At 36.4% G+C, this 19,175-nt stretch carries 19 protein-coding genes; 2 read left to right on the top strand and 17 right to left on the bottom strand.

Annotation, left to right across the window (positions count from 1 at the left end; all coding sequences use genetic code 11):
• Nucleotides 1-6: 6 nt before the first annotated feature.
• The 7 genes from ACJMLZ_RS01170 to ACJMLZ_RS01140 are packed head-to-tail and all read right to left on the bottom strand — an operon-like array spanning nucleotide 7 to nucleotide 6,356.
• The gene (locus tag ACJMLZ_RS01170) at nucleotides 7-882 is read right to left on the bottom strand and encodes a formylmethanofuran dehydrogenase subunit C (RefSeq protein WP_405303545.1); all 876 of its coding nucleotides are present in this window, start codon (nucleotides 880-882) and stop codon (nucleotides 7-9) included.
• Nucleotides 883-884: 2 nt separating this feature from the next.
• The gene (locus ACJMLZ_RS01165; RefSeq protein ID WP_405303547.1) at nucleotides 885-2,600 is read right to left on the bottom strand and encodes a formylmethanofuran dehydrogenase subunit A; all 1,716 of its coding nucleotides are present in this window, start codon (nucleotides 2,598-2,600) and stop codon (nucleotides 885-887) included.
• Between the two features lie 7 nt (nucleotides 2,601-2,607).
• Nucleotides 2,608-3,984: a formylmethanofuran dehydrogenase subunit B gene (locus tag ACJMLZ_RS01160; protein ID WP_405303543.1), complete on the bottom strand. Its 1,377-nt coding sequence runs from the start codon at nucleotides 3,982-3,984 to the stop codon at nucleotides 2,608-2,610.
• Nucleotides 3,974-4,543, bottom strand: coding sequence for a molybdopterin dinucleotide binding domain-containing protein (locus tag ACJMLZ_RS01155; RefSeq protein ID WP_405303541.1), 570 nt, complete (start codon nucleotides 4,541-4,543; stop codon nucleotides 3,974-3,976). Before ACJMLZ_RS01155 ends, ACJMLZ_RS01160 begins: the two co-directional genes overlap by 11 nt.
• Before the next feature lie 12 nt (nucleotides 4,544-4,555).
• Nucleotides 4,556-4,786, bottom strand: a complete 231-nt coding sequence (locus tag ACJMLZ_RS01150) for an ATP-binding protein (RefSeq protein WP_405303539.1) — start codon at nucleotides 4,784-4,786, stop codon at nucleotides 4,556-4,558.
• 9 nt (nucleotides 4,787-4,795) lie between these two features.
• Entirely contained in the window at nucleotides 4,796-5,893 is a 1,098-nt protein-coding gene (gene fwdF, locus ACJMLZ_RS01145) for a tungsten-dependent formylmethanofuran dehydrogenase subunit FwdF (protein ID WP_405303538.1), read from the bottom strand.
• A 1-nt stretch (nucleotide 5,894) separates the two neighbouring features.
• Complete coding sequence (locus ACJMLZ_RS01140; protein WP_405303536.1) at nucleotides 5,895-6,356, bottom strand: 4Fe-4S binding protein; 462 nt, start codon at nucleotides 6,354-6,356, stop codon at nucleotides 5,895-5,897.
• Nucleotides 6,357-6,755: 399 nt separating this feature from the next.
• Between ACJMLZ_RS01140 and mobB the strand changes: the two genes are divergently transcribed.
• On the top strand, nucleotides 6,756-7,790 hold the full coding sequence (mobB, locus tag ACJMLZ_RS01135; protein WP_405303535.1) for a molybdopterin-guanine dinucleotide biosynthesis protein B: 1,035 nt from the start codon (nucleotides 6,756-6,758) through the stop codon (nucleotides 7,788-7,790).
• A 4-nt stretch (nucleotides 7,791-7,794) separates the two neighbouring features.
• Nucleotides 7,795-8,724, top strand: a complete 930-nt coding sequence (moaA, locus tag ACJMLZ_RS01130; protein WP_405303533.1) for a GTP 3',8-cyclase MoaA — start codon at nucleotides 7,795-7,797, stop codon at nucleotides 8,722-8,724.
• Between the two features lie 94 nt (nucleotides 8,725-8,818).
• Here moaA and ACJMLZ_RS01125 read toward each other — a convergent pair whose 3' ends face one another.
• The 10 genes from ACJMLZ_RS01125 to ACJMLZ_RS01080 all read right to left on the bottom strand — a co-directional run bounded on the left by ACJMLZ_RS01125 (nucleotide 8,819) and on the right by ACJMLZ_RS01080 (nucleotide 18,921).
• Nucleotides 8,819-10,024: a Coenzyme F420 hydrogenase/dehydrogenase, beta subunit C-terminal domain gene (locus ACJMLZ_RS01125; protein WP_405303531.1), complete on the bottom strand. Its 1,206-nt coding sequence runs from the start codon at nucleotides 10,022-10,024 to the stop codon at nucleotides 8,819-8,821.
• A gap of 17 nt (nucleotides 10,025-10,041) precedes the next feature.
• Nucleotides 10,042-12,207, bottom strand: coding sequence for a formate dehydrogenase subunit alpha (gene fdhF, locus ACJMLZ_RS01120; protein WP_405303529.1), 2,166 nt, complete (start codon nucleotides 12,205-12,207; stop codon nucleotides 10,042-10,044).
• Between the two features lie 84 nt (nucleotides 12,208-12,291).
• The gene (locus ACJMLZ_RS01115; RefSeq protein ID WP_405303527.1) at nucleotides 12,292-13,080 is read right to left on the bottom strand and encodes a formate/nitrite transporter family protein; all 789 of its coding nucleotides are present in this window, start codon (nucleotides 13,078-13,080) and stop codon (nucleotides 12,292-12,294) included.
• A gap of 516 nt (nucleotides 13,081-13,596) precedes the next feature.
• Nucleotides 13,597-13,899 carry a DUF2149 domain-containing protein gene (locus ACJMLZ_RS01110; RefSeq protein ID WP_405303525.1) on the bottom strand — a complete coding sequence of 101 codons (303 nt, stop codon included), beginning with the start codon at nucleotides 13,897-13,899 and terminating at the stop codon, nucleotides 13,597-13,599.
• A gap of 4 nt (nucleotides 13,900-13,903) precedes the next feature.
• The gene (locus ACJMLZ_RS01105) at nucleotides 13,904-14,545 is read right to left on the bottom strand and encodes a MotA/TolQ/ExbB proton channel family protein (protein WP_405303523.1); all 642 of its coding nucleotides are present in this window, start codon (nucleotides 14,543-14,545) and stop codon (nucleotides 13,904-13,906) included.
• Nucleotides 14,542-15,207, bottom strand: coding sequence for a peptide ABC transporter permease (locus tag ACJMLZ_RS01100; RefSeq protein WP_405303522.1), 666 nt, complete (start codon nucleotides 15,205-15,207; stop codon nucleotides 14,542-14,544). The genes ACJMLZ_RS01105 and ACJMLZ_RS01100 overlap by 4 nt, the downstream gene beginning before the upstream one ends.
• Nucleotides 15,208-15,422: 215 nt before the next feature.
• Nucleotides 15,423-15,992: an FmdE family protein gene (locus ACJMLZ_RS01095; protein ID WP_405303520.1), complete on the bottom strand. Its 570-nt coding sequence runs from the start codon at nucleotides 15,990-15,992 to the stop codon at nucleotides 15,423-15,425.
• A gap of 9 nt (nucleotides 15,993-16,001) precedes the next feature.
• The gene (locus ACJMLZ_RS01090) at nucleotides 16,002-16,802 is read right to left on the bottom strand and encodes an ABC transporter ATP-binding protein (RefSeq protein ID WP_405303518.1); all 801 of its coding nucleotides are present in this window, start codon (nucleotides 16,800-16,802) and stop codon (nucleotides 16,002-16,004) included.
• Nucleotides 16,793-17,806, bottom strand: coding sequence for a FecCD family ABC transporter permease (locus ACJMLZ_RS01085; RefSeq protein ID WP_405303516.1), 1,014 nt, complete (start codon nucleotides 17,804-17,806; stop codon nucleotides 16,793-16,795). The genes ACJMLZ_RS01090 and ACJMLZ_RS01085 overlap by 10 nt, the downstream gene beginning before the upstream one ends.
• A gap of 8 nt (nucleotides 17,807-17,814) precedes the next feature.
• Complete coding sequence (locus tag ACJMLZ_RS01080; protein ID WP_405303515.1) at nucleotides 17,815-18,921, bottom strand: ABC transporter substrate-binding protein; 1,107 nt, start codon at nucleotides 18,919-18,921, stop codon at nucleotides 17,815-17,817.
• Nucleotides 18,922-19,175 lie beyond the last annotated feature (254 nt).

Raw genomic sequence — 19,175 nt, 5'->3', positions numbered from 1 at the left:
TAGGAATTATAAATTCCTATATTCTCTAATTGAAGTATATTCGTCGTCAAGTTCTCCGTATGAAGATAATTTTTCTTTGTTTGCTTCAGCATCCAAGTATAAATTACCTTTACCGTTAAGACCAATATCTCCAGTATATTTGATGTATTTACCTTCGAATGTGACTCCGTCAACTTCAGGATCAACAACTATACCATCGAGAACAAATCCTTCGAGTAATCTTCCGAGGAATCCGTGGATGATAATGTTACCGTTTTTCATTTGTCCACCAGGCCAACGGTTTACGTTACCGTCGATTTCGATGATACCTTTGGTCATGTGAATACCGGCTAAGATATCACAGTTACCTTTAACGTGGATTCTACCGCCTGTTAAACATTCACCACATTGTTTACCAGCGTTACCGCCGACAACAATTTGTCCTCCGGTCATACCTCTCCATTCACCAATGTAAGAAGCACCAGTGAACTCTTTGGTGTTTCCTTCAATTTCAAGGTATCCTCCAGACATTTCTCTTCCAGCGTGAGCAGCTGCATCACCTTTAACGAGAATGGACCCACCAGACATTTCTGCACCAACGTGTAAATCTACACTGCTGTTACATACGATGTTTCCACCACTCATTTTACAACCGATGTATTTTACTCTGTTTAAATCACCGTTGAGAATCATTTCAACTTCATCAGGTCCGTTAGCTTCTCCAACAACAGTAATGTCGAAGAAGTCAGTGATTGGGAATCTTGAGTTTCCGATTGGGACTTGATATTTTGCGAAATCAGCTTCAGTCCATGAATAAATTTCATCAGGAATTAATTCATCAAATTCTAAAGCGATTGAAGAAGTTTTTATTTGATCAAATGTAATAGTTTTCAAATTAAACACCCCTATTTACCATCAACATCTATTCTGATTGGGTTGGATACGTAGTGGTCGTGTACTGGATAGTTTTCCCATTTAACTGAGTAGTATTGGGTGAAGAACGGCATGATGTTGTCGATGACTTTTTGTTCTTGTTGTTCCCATCCTTTAACGTTAACCCAAACGTTTTGACTTTCTTTAACTTGTACGATTTCTTTATCTTTTACTAAGATTTGACCATCTTTAATAGTGTATTCAGCAACATTGAAACCTTTTTCGATTTCATCAGCTTGTTTAGATGGGTCAATTTCATTAGGATTTATGTCATATACTGCAATATCTGCTCTGTATCCAGGAGTAAGAGCACCTTTATCAGTGAATCCGTAGATTTTAGATGGAGCAGCTCTTGTAATAGTTGCAATATCGTAGAAATCGTATTCCCTTTCAAGAGTTGGGAGAAGAGTTCTTTTGTTAACCCATTTGTGAACTTCGTTTTCACACATGTCTTGTCTTTTCTCATTACTCATCAACCAGGAGATAATTCTAGGATATCTGGTAAATGGTCCTGCATTAGGGTGGTCAGTAGTTAAACAAACTCTCCATGGGTCTTCAATTAACAAGAATAATTCAAGACCGATAGCCCATTGTAAAGTACTAACAGGGCTTTTCTTGGAGTAGATACATGGAATAATACCTGCTGCAGTTTCACATTCAATATCTTTGTTGGTCCATTTTAAACCAGACAATTTGAATAAGTCGTATTCCATTGGTGCATCTGCAGTCATGGTAGTGGTTTCATCGAAAGTTACTTGACCTATATCACAAGTAATGTTGTCTTTCTTGTTGAAATGTTTAGCAACTTCTTCAGCACCGGATGTTACATCTTTCCAGCTGTTACCTAAGTAAGAGTGGAATTGTAAGTGAGTCATGTGCATAACTTGGTCTCTGACTTCAGCTGCACCTTTACCCTTTTTAATACCATCCATAGCATCCATGGTTTCTAAGGTTGTAGGTACGTTACCAGGGTGTCCTAAATCGTTAGGGTGAATGTGAATAGAGTGAGGTAAGTTTAACATTTCGTTAGCTTTTGCTAAAGCAATTACAACTTCTTTGGAAGTTACATCGAAGTATGGTGCTTTATCATTGAAACCGTGTACGTTCATACCCCATCCCCATGCTTCACTTCCACACGGGTTTACTATTTTTACACCGTAACCTTTGGAGATTTTTAACCATGCTGCAATAAATGCTGCAATATCTTCAATATTATTATCTTTTGCATATTCCATTACAAACCAGTTGTTACCGAATAATGGTAAAGCTGGAATATCTAACATTGGAATAGTTGCAATTTCTTCGTGAGTGTGTTTTGCTTCAAGAGGAGGCATAGCTGCTTCTACAACAGTACCGTAACCTAATCTTGAGTATCTGTAACCGGTTGCAGGACAACTTGGAATTGAGAAACCAGATTCTGATCTTAATACTTTAGTTTTTTGAGTAACACCTCTTCTGGAATCTTCAGGCCTGTATAATCTTCCTACTACTAATTTAGGACCTGCAACGTGTGCGTGAGGGTCAATACCTGCTGGCATGACTATTTTATCGGTAACGTCTAAGACTTTTGCATCAGAGGACACACTATCTACAATTTTACCGTCTTTAAACATGACGTCCATTTTGTCCCCGTTAACTTCATTAATAGGGTCGTAGACAATACCGTTTTTAAGAATATATTCCATTATATCACCTTTAGAGTGCGTTTGGATTTGGCACATATTTTGGAGCTACGTTTGGCTCTTCTCTGAGTTTCATTACTCTTTCTTTCAATTCACGGACAATCCATTCGTCATCACGACAGGTTTCTGGTTTGTCAATAGCTTTCTTCATGTAAATAGGAACTCCATCCATACGATAACTGGTACCAGCACATTCAACAGCAATGAATGAACCTGGCAATACTACATCAGCGAGTTCAGTAGATGGACCCCAGTGAATATCGATTTGAATAACAGGAATGTTAGCTAAGTGTTGGTTTGCTCCGTTAGGGAAGTGAGCACCTGGGTCAGCTGCAATAACCATGAAGCAGTCCGGTTCTTTTCTGGTTAATAAATCGATAGTGTTGGTTTCACCTAACATATATCTTGGGTAACCTCTACAGTAGTCAACACCAAATGCGAATCCACATTCGAATGCCATGAAAATGTTGAATCCGTTTACGTTAAAGTGACCTCTCATTGGAGTAAGACCCCATTTACTGTAGGTGTTTAAGTCTTGAACCATTTTAATTGCAATATCAATGTTTCTTTGTTTTGATAAAGTGTGGGTTAAACCTAAACCGAAGAAGAGAACACCGAACTCAGCGTTTTTCATTTCTTCACATAATTCGTAAATATCTTCTTTAGGAATTCCAGAAATTACATCTTGGTATAATTTTTTACCTCTGAGTACAGCCCTAATAGCATTGTAGAAACCGTAGTCTCCGTTTTGTTCGAATCCAATCCATTTATCGGAACATTTTGCAGTATCTGAGAATTTTGGATCCATTGTTACAACAGTTCTGTCGAATCTTCCTCTTTGTCTGAAGTATCCACGACAGAATACGGCATATCTTGCCATGTGTCTAGGGTGAGAGTTCATAGCGTTACTTCCAGAGTAAACAACCATGTCAGCTCTGTTTTGTACTTCCCCTAAAGTTTGGATTGGGTAACCTGCGTTTTGCACAGCTTGCAAGGAAGGACCGTGACAGATAGTAGCTTGGTTATCTAATACAGCACCGATGTATTCACCTAATGCTACACCTTCTTTCATACATTCTGTAGAAGTTTCGGACCAACCGTAGAATACAGGTCTGATGGAATTAGCAATATATTCAGCAGCTTTATCTAAAGCAGTATCCCAATCTACTTCCATAAGTTCTCCGTTTTCATCCCTAATCATAGGAACAATTAATCTTTGGTCCATATCTTCCATAATTTTACTTGCACCTAGTCTGCATGCGTGTCTTACAGCAACAACATGATTATTTTTAACTAAGTAATCCAAATCGTCACAGTTACAACCACAGAATGCACAGGTACAGTTTTCAACAATGTAATCGTAATCAGTTATAGGTGGTTCATAAGTCATGATCAATCAACTCCTCCCATTTACGTCCGTGGTATACTGGTCTTTCACCTAAAGATTCCATGTTTTCAACAACATCGTCATCTTCTTCATCAACATATTTTTTGTATACCCATCTCATTAAGTCTGCCATGAGTAATACTTTTCTGTCAGTTTTTTCTACAGTACAACGAATACCTTTGTAAGTAGGGTCAGAACAACAGTAAGTATCGTGGCTTACAATAGTATTAGCCCATGGTCCTTTACAAATAAATACAGTTCCTTCGTGAGGTGCATCCCTTGATACTGCGCAGTTTACTACCACTTCACCGAAATCGGTTTTTACAAGTACAGTATCCCAGTTGTTTACACCTAATTTTGCCATGTCTCTTGGATCCATGTAACAAGTACCTGAAGCGTTTTTATATTCTTGTTTTAAAGTGGATCCTCTTTTTTTACAAGCACCTTGATAAATATCAGACCCAGTGTTCAACATACATTTAAGTACTTTAGTGTTTCCTTCACCAGTGATTTTTACATCAGGTACTACAGGTCTTTCTAAATAAGTATTAGCATAATGCATATAATAATCCCCCTATTCTAACCATATAGCATTTACTGGGCAAAACATTTGACATGTTCCACATTTTTCACATTTTTCAGGACTGAAAAGTTTAATAAAACCATTTTCTACCATCATGACAACTTCTTCAGTCTTTGCACCATTACCACCAGCATTTTCAGGACTGATAGCTGCATTAACAGGACAAGCAATTACACAAATCCCGCATCCTAAACAATTATCTTGTTCTACTTTAAGTTCCATCCAAATCACCTAATCTTTAATTGCATCTAAAGCTTCTTTCCAAGTAGTTGAGTTAATAGGTGTGTGGTCAACTTCAGTTCTTTTTACAGTAATTGCGCCGTTAGGACATGCTTTTGCACATGCTTTACAACGTACACAGTATTCGTCAAAAGCAATGACATGTTCCATTCTTGAACCTGGACCGGAAGATACAGGGAATGCTAAAGCATTACATTGACAAATATCCACACAAGCACCACAAGCTTGACATTTATCATCATCTATTTCAATACTACCTTCAAATGGTTTTTTAACTTTTGCTGCATCGGTAGGACAGACTCCTTCACACCAACCACAGTATACACATAAACTTGAGTCGATGACGGAGTTTCCAGTAACTACTGCTTTGGCAGGATCTAAATCATATTCACCGTAAGAACAAGCTCTACAAAGCGCTTTGATTGCGTTAGTAGGGCAAGATTTTTTACATACAAGACAGTATACACATTTGTCTTTGTCTATGACAATAGATTCTTTACCAGTTTCATTATCGACAACTATAGCTTCTGCAGGACATAATTCTTGACATACACCACAGTAAATACAGTCATCTTCATTAACTTCAATTTCACCAGTTACTAAATCTGCACGACTTGGTAAAACTCTTTCAATTGCAATTGCATCACGAGGACATGCAATTTCACATCTTTTACAGTAAATACATTCATCATCATCAATTTCTGAGAAAGCGTTATAATGAGGATATGCTTCGATTTCACTAATAGGTACGCCATCAATAGTTAATACTAATGCATCAACAGGACATAATCCGCTGCACATACCACATAATACACATTTACTTTCGTCAATGCTTATTCTTTGAACATCAAAATCTTCTTTGAAGTTTTGGTTAATCTTTTCATGACCACTGAAATAGACATCGTTGAATACTCTGTGACGAGCATCTACAGCAATTGCATTCAATGTAATTGCTTCAACTGGACAAGTGGATTCACAAATCCCACATCCTAAACAGGTGTGGTCATTGAAAGACAAGTTTCTAACTTCTTCAGCAGACCTTGTAATGTCAAAGTTGTTGTCTTTAACCTCTTTTAAATTTCTAATCATATTAAATCTCCAAAATTTTTATAGAATTAGTTGGGCACTCATCTTCACAAAGCTGACAACCGCAACATTGTATGGAGTCTGCATGTGCCTTTAACGATTCTAATTGAATAGCTTTCATTAAACATGCATTTACACATAAGCCGCAACCAATACAGGAATCTTCGATCTTTACCTCGAAATTTCTTTCTTGGCAAATTTTCACAATTTTTCGACTCTGTTCTGGTTCGTCAAATATCGCCTCGGCCATAATTAAGAAATCCCTAGGAGATAGTTCTGTGATAGTTCTTGCAACATCAATAGAGTTCCAAGACAAGTTACTGCCATTCAAATAGTGAGAAATAGTAGACCTATCAACACCTAACTCATTAGCGATTGCCTGATGACTTTCACCAGCATCCTTCAACTTGACCGCAGCCAAATATTTTAAACCAGATGCAATATGTTTCGGCATTTGAACCACCATGTGTAATGATTACACATATGTTTACTTATATAAATATATTTGCCTACTAGACTCAAGACACAATCTTTATATACTACTGTGGGAATACTACAACAAAAAAATCAAAAAAAGAAATAAAAATTAATTTAAAAGCAAAAACTAAATGAATATTTTATTATTTGCTAAATAAAGTACGTATATTTTTTTATATTAAATTTAAATATTGCTTATCGATATTTAAAGATGTTTATATCGTGTATTTTATAATAAAAATTATAAAAAAAGTATTAAAAAAATGAAAAAAATAGTAAAAAATGGCAAAATCTTTAGGTTTGGCAAAATGATGTGTAGTTACTACACATCAACATTTAGAAATCATTAATTAATACTAATTACATATATTATTACTGGAGATATAAAATGAAAATCGCATCAATTGTAGGTAAGAAAAATACTGGAAAAACTTCACTGACTGTGAAAGTTATAGCGGAGTTGACACGAAGGGGTTATAATGTCGCTTCCATCAAACATTCACACCATTCAATAGAAATGGACAAAGAGAATACCGACACATGGAAACATAAGCAAGCCGGAGCAAATCTGGTTGTGGGTGTCGGATCAACAACTTTCTTTAACGCAAGAAAAGAGCATGACCTAAACAGAATTTTATACCTACTGAAACATTTCGATGACTTTGATTTTGTAATCATTGAAGGATACAAAAGCTACAACTATCCAAAAATAATCACTTCCCCAAACGTCAGAGACGAATACACAATTGCTGAGGTAGATTCATTTACAATTGATGAGGAAGGCGTCAGCCAACTGGCTGACCTTATTGAAGAAAGGGGCCACGATATCGTAGACACATTGTTTGCAAACAACTGCGGATATAATGACGGTGAATCCATTGCCTGTGAAATTCGTGAAGGAAATCTGACTGTCGAAGAGCTTGACAGCGTACACAGCTATATGTCCATAGATGACAAGGTTGTTGGACTGAACAGATTTGTAAGTGACTATCTCAAACAAAATATTTTAGGAGTAATCAGCACTTTAAACCTTGATGACTACGGTGTTGAAGATGTTAGAAAAATTGAATTGATTATTCCGGATAGCGAAAAACCCGCCAAAATTGACAAAAAAACCACAATTTTGATAAATGACAGAAATCTTATGATAAATCAATTCACAAATGACATTATTACAAACTCCATAAACGCAATGGTTAAATCCATTAAAACTGAAGATGATGTGAAGAGTATAGATGTTGAGATATCAGATATTCATGATGACAATCTGACTGATGCAGACATTGTTCTTAAAACAAATAACAAACCTGTAGAAATCAATGAATTCACAAGCGGAATATTAAAAGAAACTATTTTTGCAGTCATAAACACTCTAAAAATGGATGAAGAAATCAACAATATAAAAATCAGGGTTGAGGAGTGATATTGTGACTGATGAATTTGTTAAGGATAAATATTCAAGACCAATCATTTCACTTAGAATCACTATTACAAACAGATGCAATGAAAACTGCATCTACTGCCACCATGACGGGATGGTTTCCTCAAAGGATGAAATGACTCCCGATGAAATATACCGGATATGCAAAATAGCCAAAAAGATAGGAGTTAAAAAAATCAGACTTTCAGGTGGAGATCCCCTAGTCAGAAAGGACATTGTTGAGATTGTTGAAAAAATTGCAAGCCTTGATTTTAAGGATATCTCTCTTACAACCAATGGAGTATTGCTTGGAAAATATGCCGAAGGCCTAAAGGAAGCAGGACTTAATAGGGTAAATGTAAGCCTAGATACTTTAAATCGTGACACCTACAAGTTCGTTACAAAAATGGATTATCTGAACAAAGCCAAAGAGGGTATCCTGAAAGCCGTTGAAGTCGGCCTATATCCGGTTAAAATCAACATGGTCATAATGAAAGACATCAATCAGGATGAGGTAAAGGACATGTTTGAATTCTGCAGAGACAATGGCATGGTGCTTCAGTTGATTGAACTGATAGAAAGCGAAAACTGTGATGATGACAAGTTCAATGCGGATTACCATTACCCGCTGGATTCCATTGAAAAAAGATTGGCTGATATGGCTAGTGATGTGCGTGAACGTAAGTTTATGCAAGGCCGTAAAAAATATTACATCAACGGTGGAGAAATCGAGATAGTAAGACCGGTTGATAACTCTAGCTTTTGTGCAAATTGCTCCAGATTGAGGATAACACCAGATGGAAAAATCAAACCATGCCTTTTAAGAAACGACAATCTTGTTGAATTGATTTCACATGTAAGAAATGGTGAAAGCGAAGAACAATTGGAAAAAATATTCCTGGATGGTATCAACAATCGTGAACCATTCAACAAATAACTTTTTTTAAAAATCTTTTGAAAAATAGCTGATTAAATAAAAATTAATTTTTTAAAAAAAAGAAAAAAAGGTGGTATAATAGGGAAACCCCCAATTATAACCATTTAGCTTTGGATACGTGGTCTGTGAATGGAAGTGGATCGTCACTACCCATACCAGGAATGTATCCGTAGATTTCTCTTACTTTGTTGTTTACGGTACTCCATACTTTAGCAACAGGGATTTCACATGGACATACTTCGGAACATTGTCCACAGTTGGTACATGCGTCAACCATGTGTACTAAACGTGTTAAGTGGAAGAATGGAGCTGCAGGAGTGTATCCACCAGGTACCCATTCAGGACCTTCAGCTTCAAGACAGCAGTCTTCACAGAAACATAATGGACATGCTTCACGACAGCCGTAACATTTCATACATTTGGAGAATTCATCTTCGTATTGGTAGAATACATCAATGATGTCTCCGGTAGTGCCTGCGTAATCAACTTCTTTTTTAGCTTGGGATTCTTTAAGCATGAAGTTGTTGATGTTTTCTCTGATTTTGATACCTTTTTCGATAGGTTCTTCGGTAGCAATTAAACCAGCTTCAATAACTTTGTCTAAGATTTCTGCACCTTTTTCTGAAAATACTTCAACAAAAGTAGCTTTTCCTGCTAAAGGACCGATAACCCCCCAGTTACCTAAAGCTAAGTCAGCGTTGGAAGGGATTTTAAGGTTACATCTTTGACAGTTTTCTCTTCTTCCCATACCTTGTTCTTCTAATTCATCGATTTTGAAACCTTTTTCACCATCAGCAGTTTCCATGATGAGTTTTCCTTTAGAGATTTCTTCTTTGATAACGTCTTTAGGATCTAATTCATATACATCTCTAATCATATTCATGGTAGGAACAGGTGACATAGTTCCTCCACAGTTTACACCAATCATAATTACGTTATCTTCGATGATTTTTCCTTTTTTCATTAATTCTCTGATGGTCATTGCATCACAAGGTTTACATGCAACTGCAAGTTTCATGTATCTTGCGCCGTCTAAGTATTTGGATACGAATTTTGCAATGTTTAAGGTACCACAGTGAATTGAACCTGCGGTTTTGATTACATCAGCAGGATCGGTTACAAGGGTTGGAACACCATCATAAATATCGTGACCTTCGGTTACACCGACAACACCGTCAACGATACCTTCTTCTAATAAGTATTTCATGATAGTAGTTACTACTCCGCCGTATTCCCCTTTTTCTTTGATATCTTCAATAGCAGAGTATGCGTAGTACATATCGTTTATTTTTGCGCTCATTTAAATCTACTCCTCATTTATTTTCCTACTTGTACGGTAGTAGTTGACATGTTTTCAGCTTTGATTTCAGTGTCAGTACCATCTTTGTAGACTTCTCCTTTCATTTCTAATACTTCAGGGAGTTTTTCTACTTGAATAGCACAAGCTTTTAATTCAACCATTTTAGATTTAGGGTCGAAAGAATCGGAGTTGGTTAATACATTAGCTGCACATTCTACAAAGTGCATTGGAATGTTTACAATACCTTCTCTGATGTCATCAGTTACACGAGCAGGAATTGCGATTTCTCCTCTTCTAGAGAAAGCTTTTACAACTTCGCCGTTAATAATTCCTCTTGCTTCAGCATCTTTGGTGTTGATTTCAATGAATCCTGTTTTTACCTCATTGCTTAATGTTTCACATCTTCTAGTCATTGCTGCGTGGTAGTGGAACAAAATCCTAGTAGTGGTTAATAATAATGGGTATTCTTCATCTACAGTTTCAACAGGTCCTTTGTGTTCTAATGCTTGGAAGATTCCTAAACCATCAGGGTGTGCGAATTTTTCTTTGTGCATTAATGGTTGACATGGGTCATCTTCAGATGGGCAAGGCCAATGAAGTGCTTCAGGAGTGTCTAATCTTTCACGGTTCATACCAGCCATGATAGGAGCACATTCTCTGATTTCTTCGAAGATTTCTTCAGCAGATTCATAGTGGAACAGTTCTCTTGGTACGCCCATTCTGACTGCGATTTCTTCCATGATTTTCCAATCTAACATTGCGCCTTCAGGTGGTTCTTGTGCTTTGTGTAAGCATTGTACTCTTCTTTCACCACTGGTGAATGTACCTTCTTGTTCACCCCAACCTGCTGCAGGTAAAACAACATCAGCACATTGTGCAGTATCGGTTAAGAAACATTCTTGTACAACTAACATTTCTAAGTTTGCAAGTGCTTCTTTAGTGTGTTGTACGTCAGCATCAGAGAGAACTGGGTCTTCCCCGTGGATGTATAATACTTTTAAGTCACCAGCGTGAGCAGCGTTCATCATTTCTACCAAGGTTAAACCAGGAGTGGTTGGTAAGTTTACTTCATATCCGTATCCACTGTAGTAGTCGTTGAACCATGCGGTAGTTTCTGGGTCTTTAACTTTTCTGTAACCTACGTAATCGGAAGGTAATGCACCCATATCACAAGCACCTTGTACGTTGTTTTGTCCTCTTAATGGGTTTACACCAGTACCTTGTCTACCAATGTTACCAGTTAACATTGCAAGGTTTGCAGTGGACATAACGTTGTCAGCACCGTGAGAGTGTTCGGTAATACCTAATGAGTATACGATAGCTGCTTTGTCAGCAGATGCATATTCTACAGCTAAGTGTTCGATTACTTCAGGTTTAATACCGGTAATTTCAGAAGCCATTTCTAAAGTGTATTTTTGAACGGTTTCTTTCATTTCTTCGAAACCTTTGGTTCTGTTAGCAATGAACTCTTTGTCATGTAAGTCTTTGTCGATGATGACTTTAATCATAGCGTTCATTAAAGCTACGTCAGTACCTGTTTCAAATTGTACATATTCATCTGCGATTTTAGCAGTAGGAGTGAATCTTGGGTCTAATACAACTAATTTAGCACCGTTTTGTTTAGCTTGAATCATTTTACGTCCAAACAATGGGTGTGCTTCCATGTTGTTTGATCCAATACAGAATATGTAGTCAGCTTCTTTGATACTGTCGAATCCGTTGGTCATAGCACCTGATCCGAAAGTGTTAGCTAAACCTGCTACGGTAGGACCGTGACAAATACGTGCACAGTGGTCTACGTTTTGAGTTTGACAAGCTACTCTAGCTAATTTTTGAGTAATGTAAATGTTTTCGTTAGGTGAACGAGCACATGCGTAGAATCCGACTTTGTTTGGATCTTCGTCAGATACTTCTTTGAGTTTGTTAGCTACTAAATCAAGAGCTTCATCCCAAGATGCTTCTCTGAATTCACCGTTTTCTTTTATTAAAGGAGTAGTTAATCTGTCTTCCCTATTAATAAACTGATATCCAAAGTTACCTTTTGGACATACTTTACCCTCATTTACAGGGTGTCTTTTTAAAGGTTCTACACCAACAATTTTTTCGTCTTTTACAACGAAGTTAAGTCCACAACCGGTACCACAGTAAGGACAGATTGTTGGCACATATTTAATTTCAACCATTTTATAATCTCCAAAATAATATTATTTATTTAAATAAATTAAAAAAGAAGCTTTAGAAAGCTTCTTAATTTAAAGTTTACTAGCTTATTCTTTAAGGTAAGTGAACCAATAGATACAGCCTACGAATATTGCACCACCAACGATGTTACCGAGAGTTACAGGAATTAAGTTGTTTACAATAATAGTAACCCAGTTAACACCTTCAGCACCTAAGAACATACCTAATGGTATGAAGAACATGTTTGCAACACTGTGCTCAAATCCAATGGTTACGAAAGCCATGATTGGGAACCAAATACCGAAGATTTTACCAATGATATCATCGGATGCGTTTGCTAACCATACAGCTAAACATACAAGCCAGTTACAACCGATAGCCTTAATGAAAGCTACATCAAAGGTCATTCCAACTTTACCAGTTGCTACTTTAATAGCTCCTGCTTGAATAGCTGGGTCAGAAGTAATAATTCCTCCCATAAATGCAAGAACGTATGCAACGAATAATGCACCTACGAAGTTGAATAACCAGCTGATTACCCAATTTTTAGCAAGTCCGCCAATAGTAGCAGAACCGTCTAATACACCGATAGTCATGAACATTACATTACCAGTGAATAATTCAGATCCTGCGAGTACAACAATAATCAAACCTACAGGGAACACTGCACCGAATACGAATTTGGATAAACCAATTGGTAAACCTGCAGCTACCATACCTGCATTAGCTACTTCAGCTAATAAACCTCCAAATGCGATATATGCTCCTGCTAAAAAGGAGAGTAAAATCACATTGACAATATTTGCAGAGTTTTTTGCTCCAGCAGTTGCAGAAATTGCTTTTGCAGTATCTACTGGACTTTTGAATGAACTCATTTTATCAACCTCTTTATCCCTTTTTTATAATTTTTTATAATACTAATGAATCCCAAAGTTAATCGTTCAAAGTATTATGAAAATATATATATCATTTAATATATAAAAAGGGTTTGTTATTAGGCTCTAAAAGAAATACTTAAATAGGATAATGGAGTAATATAATATTGTAGTAATTATACCTTGTTAATTGATAATCACATCGATTAAAACTCTTATTTTTAAAAATAGCTTCCATTAATAGACTGTTTAAAATAATATTGGTTCAAATGTAAACTGTTTTTTAATTTAAATATAAATATAAAAATAATTATCATTTTAAAAGAAATATACAATCTTTTAAAAATATCGAATTGAATATATTAACATATCATACATTTATATATGGCAATAAAATTATCGTTGATAAAAATCGAGGAAAATCAATGCAAAAATATTCAATTGGATAAATAATCAAAAGAAAATATAAGACAAAATTGATGCTAAAAAAATAAGAAAATCGAGTGAGATGAAAATCTAACCCGATACAAGTACTAGCTCACCAGTATTTGGATCTTGATATACCTTTCCAACCTCGCTATAACCACTGTCTTCAAGTCCACCGGCATCAGTATAATTTTGAGTAAACGTGTCTGCAGTTGAAACATCCTGTGTTGTAGAAGATGCATCTGAAATCATGTTCGGATTGACTGATATCGCCATAATGGCAAAAATCAAAAATCCCAAAGCCAAAACAAGCATCGCATCCGAAAGGTTATTTAAACCTCCCATTGGGTCATCATCTTCGGATTCTGAAATTCTCCTTCTTTTTCTAAGCATGATTTCACCATCTGTTCAGGGCTTCCAATTCGGCTTCGGCAAGTGTTTCAGTTACAATCAGGTCTGATTCATACCATTGCTTTTTGAATTTGGAAATTACATAAGCAAGCGCACCAACTGACAAACCTGTTACTGTCGTATCAAATGCAATAGTCAATGCTTGTGCAAGGGTAGATATGTCACCACTACCCAATGCCGCCAAACCAGGACCCAAAGGAATCAAAGTGCCTAAAAGACCCAAAATCGGTCCGACTCTGACAAGAACATCTGTTTTATTGGTGCTTTTAATCAATCTTGTTTCCTCATCGGATATTAACTCACTGGCAAAAGCCTTTCTTGCTTCCTTGCCGATGTCATGATTATCCGCAATTCTATTTAAAACTTCCTTTTGATAATCAAATAAATTACTATTGCTAATTACTTCCTTCATTTGAGATACATTGTTTGAAAACGAAATACTTCTAATCAATTCCTCTAATTCTTTTGAAGAGATAGGCTTTCTTGAAATAAATTCATTAATGGCACCGCCAAAAGCCAAAAGAACGATAATTACTGCAATAACTAACAGAATTACAACTGGAGTTAGTAAACTTTCAGAAATTATATGAATCAACGAAGTTAACGTTTGAGTTCCTTGGAGTATCATGAGTTGCCTCCCGTATAATCACTATAAACTACACCTATAATCAAAACAGCGATTATTCCAATTATTACATAAATCAACTGAAAAGTTGGAGTCAAAATCAAAAATGGGGAAAACATGTTATAGTCTAGAGTTCTTGTTGAAGTGTATGTCAATCCAAAAATAAACAATAATAATGCAAATAAAGACATGTATTCTCCAATGATTACAGGATAGTCCCTTTTAGCATGAATTAATAATTTTGTAAGTTGATAAACAACAAATACAATTATAAAAACAAATAAAGAATATAACAAGCCATCAACCAGAGATAAATCTGATTGTGATGAAAGTGTAATGACAGATATAATATATAATATTATAATGGATGCGATTGCAAGCCGCAAATTATTTTTTCTGAAGTAATGAAGGAATGTTGAAAATACAAGAATGCTGAGGGCAATGAACAAATAGCTGAAATTATCCATCAAAAACGATAAAGTGCCGTTAAGATAAGCGGATCCCATCATCAGCATAAATGATATGACAAAAGCGGCAAATGACACCAATATCAATTTGATATTGTCAATTTTGAAATTCCCCATCAATAAAGAAAAATTAGCTGCAAATAAGATTAAAATTATTAACAGATATCCTCCAATCAAATCCATATTACTACAACCCATTAAATCTTTATTGATTAAATATTACTCTATATGATTATTTAAACATATCGTAAAAAATAAATTAAAATATTATTAATTAACTAAAAATGAATAAAAATTAAATTCAACAATAATAACTAGTTTAAATAGAAAAATAATAAAAAATGATTGAAATTAAAATAAAATAAAAAGTTTAAGGAAATATCATAAAACCAAAATAAAGAGTATTGCCATTCCTACTCTTCAATCAATTCATAATATGACCCTTCAGCGCATGATATGCAAACCGGTTTTCCACCCCTAAGGACATGGCGACCGTCAGATACCTTCTCACCGCAAACGGTACAGAATGTTGTAGTATAAGGTTTGCCCGGCATGTCTGATTTTGACAATTCAATTTTTACCTTATCGACCTTAAACAATTCTTCAGGAGGAGTGCGCCTAAAACGAGCAATCATCTCTTCTTTGGTCTCCTCATCCTTGAATTTCTTATTTGCATCTGCATCGGTGATTCTTAATGCTTCACCAGTGTCCTGATTATAGAATGTTGCCGCAAATTTACCGTAGTACATCTGTTTAAGAGTTCTTTTACCCATGGAACATCCTGTAACAGATTGGACTGCATCGGACATGCATCTGTCAATTTCCAAAAATACAATTAGGTTTTTATGTCTTTCGTTCAATTCCATTCCCAACAATTCAAGCCCATACATTGCCAATTTTGTTCCGATAGCTATTCCGCCACAGATGTGGCCATGAAACTCGGCGGCCTTTGCAAGTTGTTCATCATAATCCTTTTCATTCATATAATCACCTTATAAATCTAATTTTAAATTTGTCTTTAAAGGTACACATACCTTTCTCTTGTCATCCAATTCAATTAGCTTAACATCAATGGAATAAGCCTTTTTCAGATTATCCTCAGTTACGACATCATCCGGAGTTCCAAAATCAATGAATTTCTTATCTTTCATGATTGCAACCTTAGTTGAACTTAAAAAAGCATGGTCCGGAAAATGTGAAGACATTATAATCGACAATCCTGACTTGGACAGATTGTCTATTATTTCCAAAAGTTTAATTTGATTGCCGAAGTCCAAGTGGGAAGTTGGCTCGTCCAATATCAATATGTCCGGTTGCTGACACAATACACGTGCCAGGAATACCAACTGCCTTTCCCCACCGCTTAAGTTTGTGTACTCCTTATCCTTCAGATGATCTATGCCCAAAGTCCTTAAGGAATTGAGGGCAATTTCCATGTCGCTATCCTTTGGAGAATCTGTTAAATTCAAATATGGTGCCCTTCCCATAACAACAACATCCAAAACCGTGAATGGAAATGATGGTACATGGGATTGAGGTATATAACCAATATGTCTTGAAATTTCAGCGAAAGACAAATCCTTTAAATTCCTTCCGTTGACAAGAATTTCGCCCGAACCGACATCATGCAGACCGTTCAGACATTTAATAAGAGTGGTTTTCCCGGTTCCATTAGGGCCTAGAATGCATAAAACATCACCCTTATCGATGAAAAAGCTAATATTATCGAATATTTTTTCACCATCATATGAAAATGAAATGTTTTTCACTTCAAACAATCTATCTACGACCACTCCGAATACCCCCTCTTAAGCAAGTATAAAAATATCGGAACACCGATTATGGCAGTTAGAATACCAATAGGTATTTCAATGGAAAGTACCGCACGGGAAATGTTATCCACCAGAAGCAGAAAACTTGCCCCCAAACTTAATGAAGCGGGCATCAATATCCTATTGTCAGGACCTACAATCATCCTCGCCATATGGGGAATAATCAAACCTATCCATCCGATTATGCCGCTGATTGAAACGGCGGCAGATGTCAATAATGTACATCCAGCAATTATCAATAATCTAATCCTAACGGGATTGACTCCCAAAGATTGCGCCTCTTCATCCCCCATTGCCAAGAGATTCATATGCCATCTAAGCAGCAATAGGATAACCGCACCGATTATTACTGGAATTGCTATCATCAGCAGCTTATCCATTGTAACGGAAGCCAAACTGCCCATCAGCCAGTAAACGATTTCAGGCAATTTGTCGTCGGGATCGGCAATGAACTTTACGGCTGAAATCAGCGCATTGAAAAATGCGGAAATCGCCACCCCTGACAAGACAAGAACCAATATTCCCCCTGCCTTATAGCTCCTTGAAATCATATATGTAATCGATACTGATACCAATCCAAAAACGAATGCGAAAATTTGGGTTATGACATTGGCACCGCTGATTAAAATGGCTAAGGCAGCCCCGAAACCTGCACCGTTAGAAACGCCCAATAAATCTGAAGATACAAGGGGGTTTTTGAATATGCTTTGAAATGCAGCCCCTGCCATTGCAAGGCAAGCGCCAACAACAAGTGCCGCAATGATTCTTGGAAGCCTTATTTCAAAGACTATAGTAGTAATTGTAGATGAAACTTCCAACTGCGGAAATATAGGACATAGAATTGTACTTACAACATCAATTGGGCTAATAGGATATCTTCCCATCAAAAATGAACCGAAAAACAGAATAATGGGAAGAAAAACCAAAAGTACAATATTTACAATTTCCTTTGTTTCATCATTCATAAAAATCATCACAAGTTTGATTCCTTAAGACCTGAATCCAGCAATATCTGTTTTGCCTGGTCATCACTCAAATCAAAGTGGTAGAAATTACTGTAAAACTCTTTGGTTGCAGAAACCATATCAATATCCTTATAATCATCAGGATAAATAACTTTAGCAGTCCATGGAACCCCAATAATCATGTTTGCTCCAACAGGCCTATCAAACCATTTGAACGGAGATTGAGGGCACAAATAGACTTCCTTGTTTTTGACAGCATCAAGTTGAGCCCAGTTATTATCCGAATAAACTTTGGAATAAAATTCCTTATCATTTGTGATGATAATGTCCGGATTCCAGCTTATTACCTGTTCAATAGATACCTGAATGCCTGAAGTGGTATTTCCCTGACCTGCTGAATCGGCCACATTCTTTCCACCAATCAGATCTATCAGCTGCCCGTGTGTGGAATGGGAAGGACTTGTCTGAAGACCGTCATCTCCTTCGGCATAATAGACTGTCCTCTTATCGCCGTCGGATAATTTGGAGGCCCTGTCATGAACCATGTCCAGATACTTATCGTTGAAATCATTTAGCTGTTTGGCCTTATCCTGTGCTCCAACAACTTCCCCCATAAATGTTATTGATTCTCCCACCTTTTCAACATTGGTAGTGTCCTTTACGGCCAAAACCGGAATAGTGCCGAACTTTTCCTGGCGTTCGTTTACGGTAGATAAATCTCCATCTCCACCTTCGTCAATTGATTCGATAATCAAGTCAGGTTCGGCTGCAATAAACTCTTCATAGCTACCATCCTGTGTACCGTACCATCCTCCCACAACGGGATAATTGGCATATTGACCTGGAACATATTTAAGCTCGTCATCAGTCCATTGGAAGTTGACTGCTTTCAATTTTTCCGGTGCAATCATATACAGCACAGTAGTCATCGGAGGACTGGTTGCAACGATGTTATCCACCGAAGCAGGTATCTCCAAAGACCGGCCAATCATATCGGTTACATTTTTGGACCCTCTGGTTTCAACTGTCGAAGGAGTTAAAAACAAATGGGTTGCAACAGCGGCCACAACCAGAATAACCAATATCAAAATAATCATTTTACTTTTCTTATTCATAGCAATCACATAGCTTTTTACGATAAGAATATATGTATATAACATTTTAAATAATTTACTAATTTAAAATATAAATTAAAACTAATATCAATTAAAATAAAAACCATTTATTTCTTTAAATATAAAAAAAATCCTTAATCAGTTAGATATTCATGATAAAAGATAAAAATCAAACTTAAAAAAAATCAAATGAAAAAAATTTGCATATTAAGTTTATTATATGGTGGGCCTTATAATATATTAATAACAGGAGC

The organism is Methanobrevibacter sp. (genome assembly GCF_045126245.1).
Lineage (GTDB): Archaea > Methanobacteriota > Methanobacteria > Methanobacteriales > Methanobacteriaceae > Methanocatella.
Note: the sequence above shows the minus strand (reverse complement) of the source record. Positions and strands in the feature narration are given on the sequence as shown.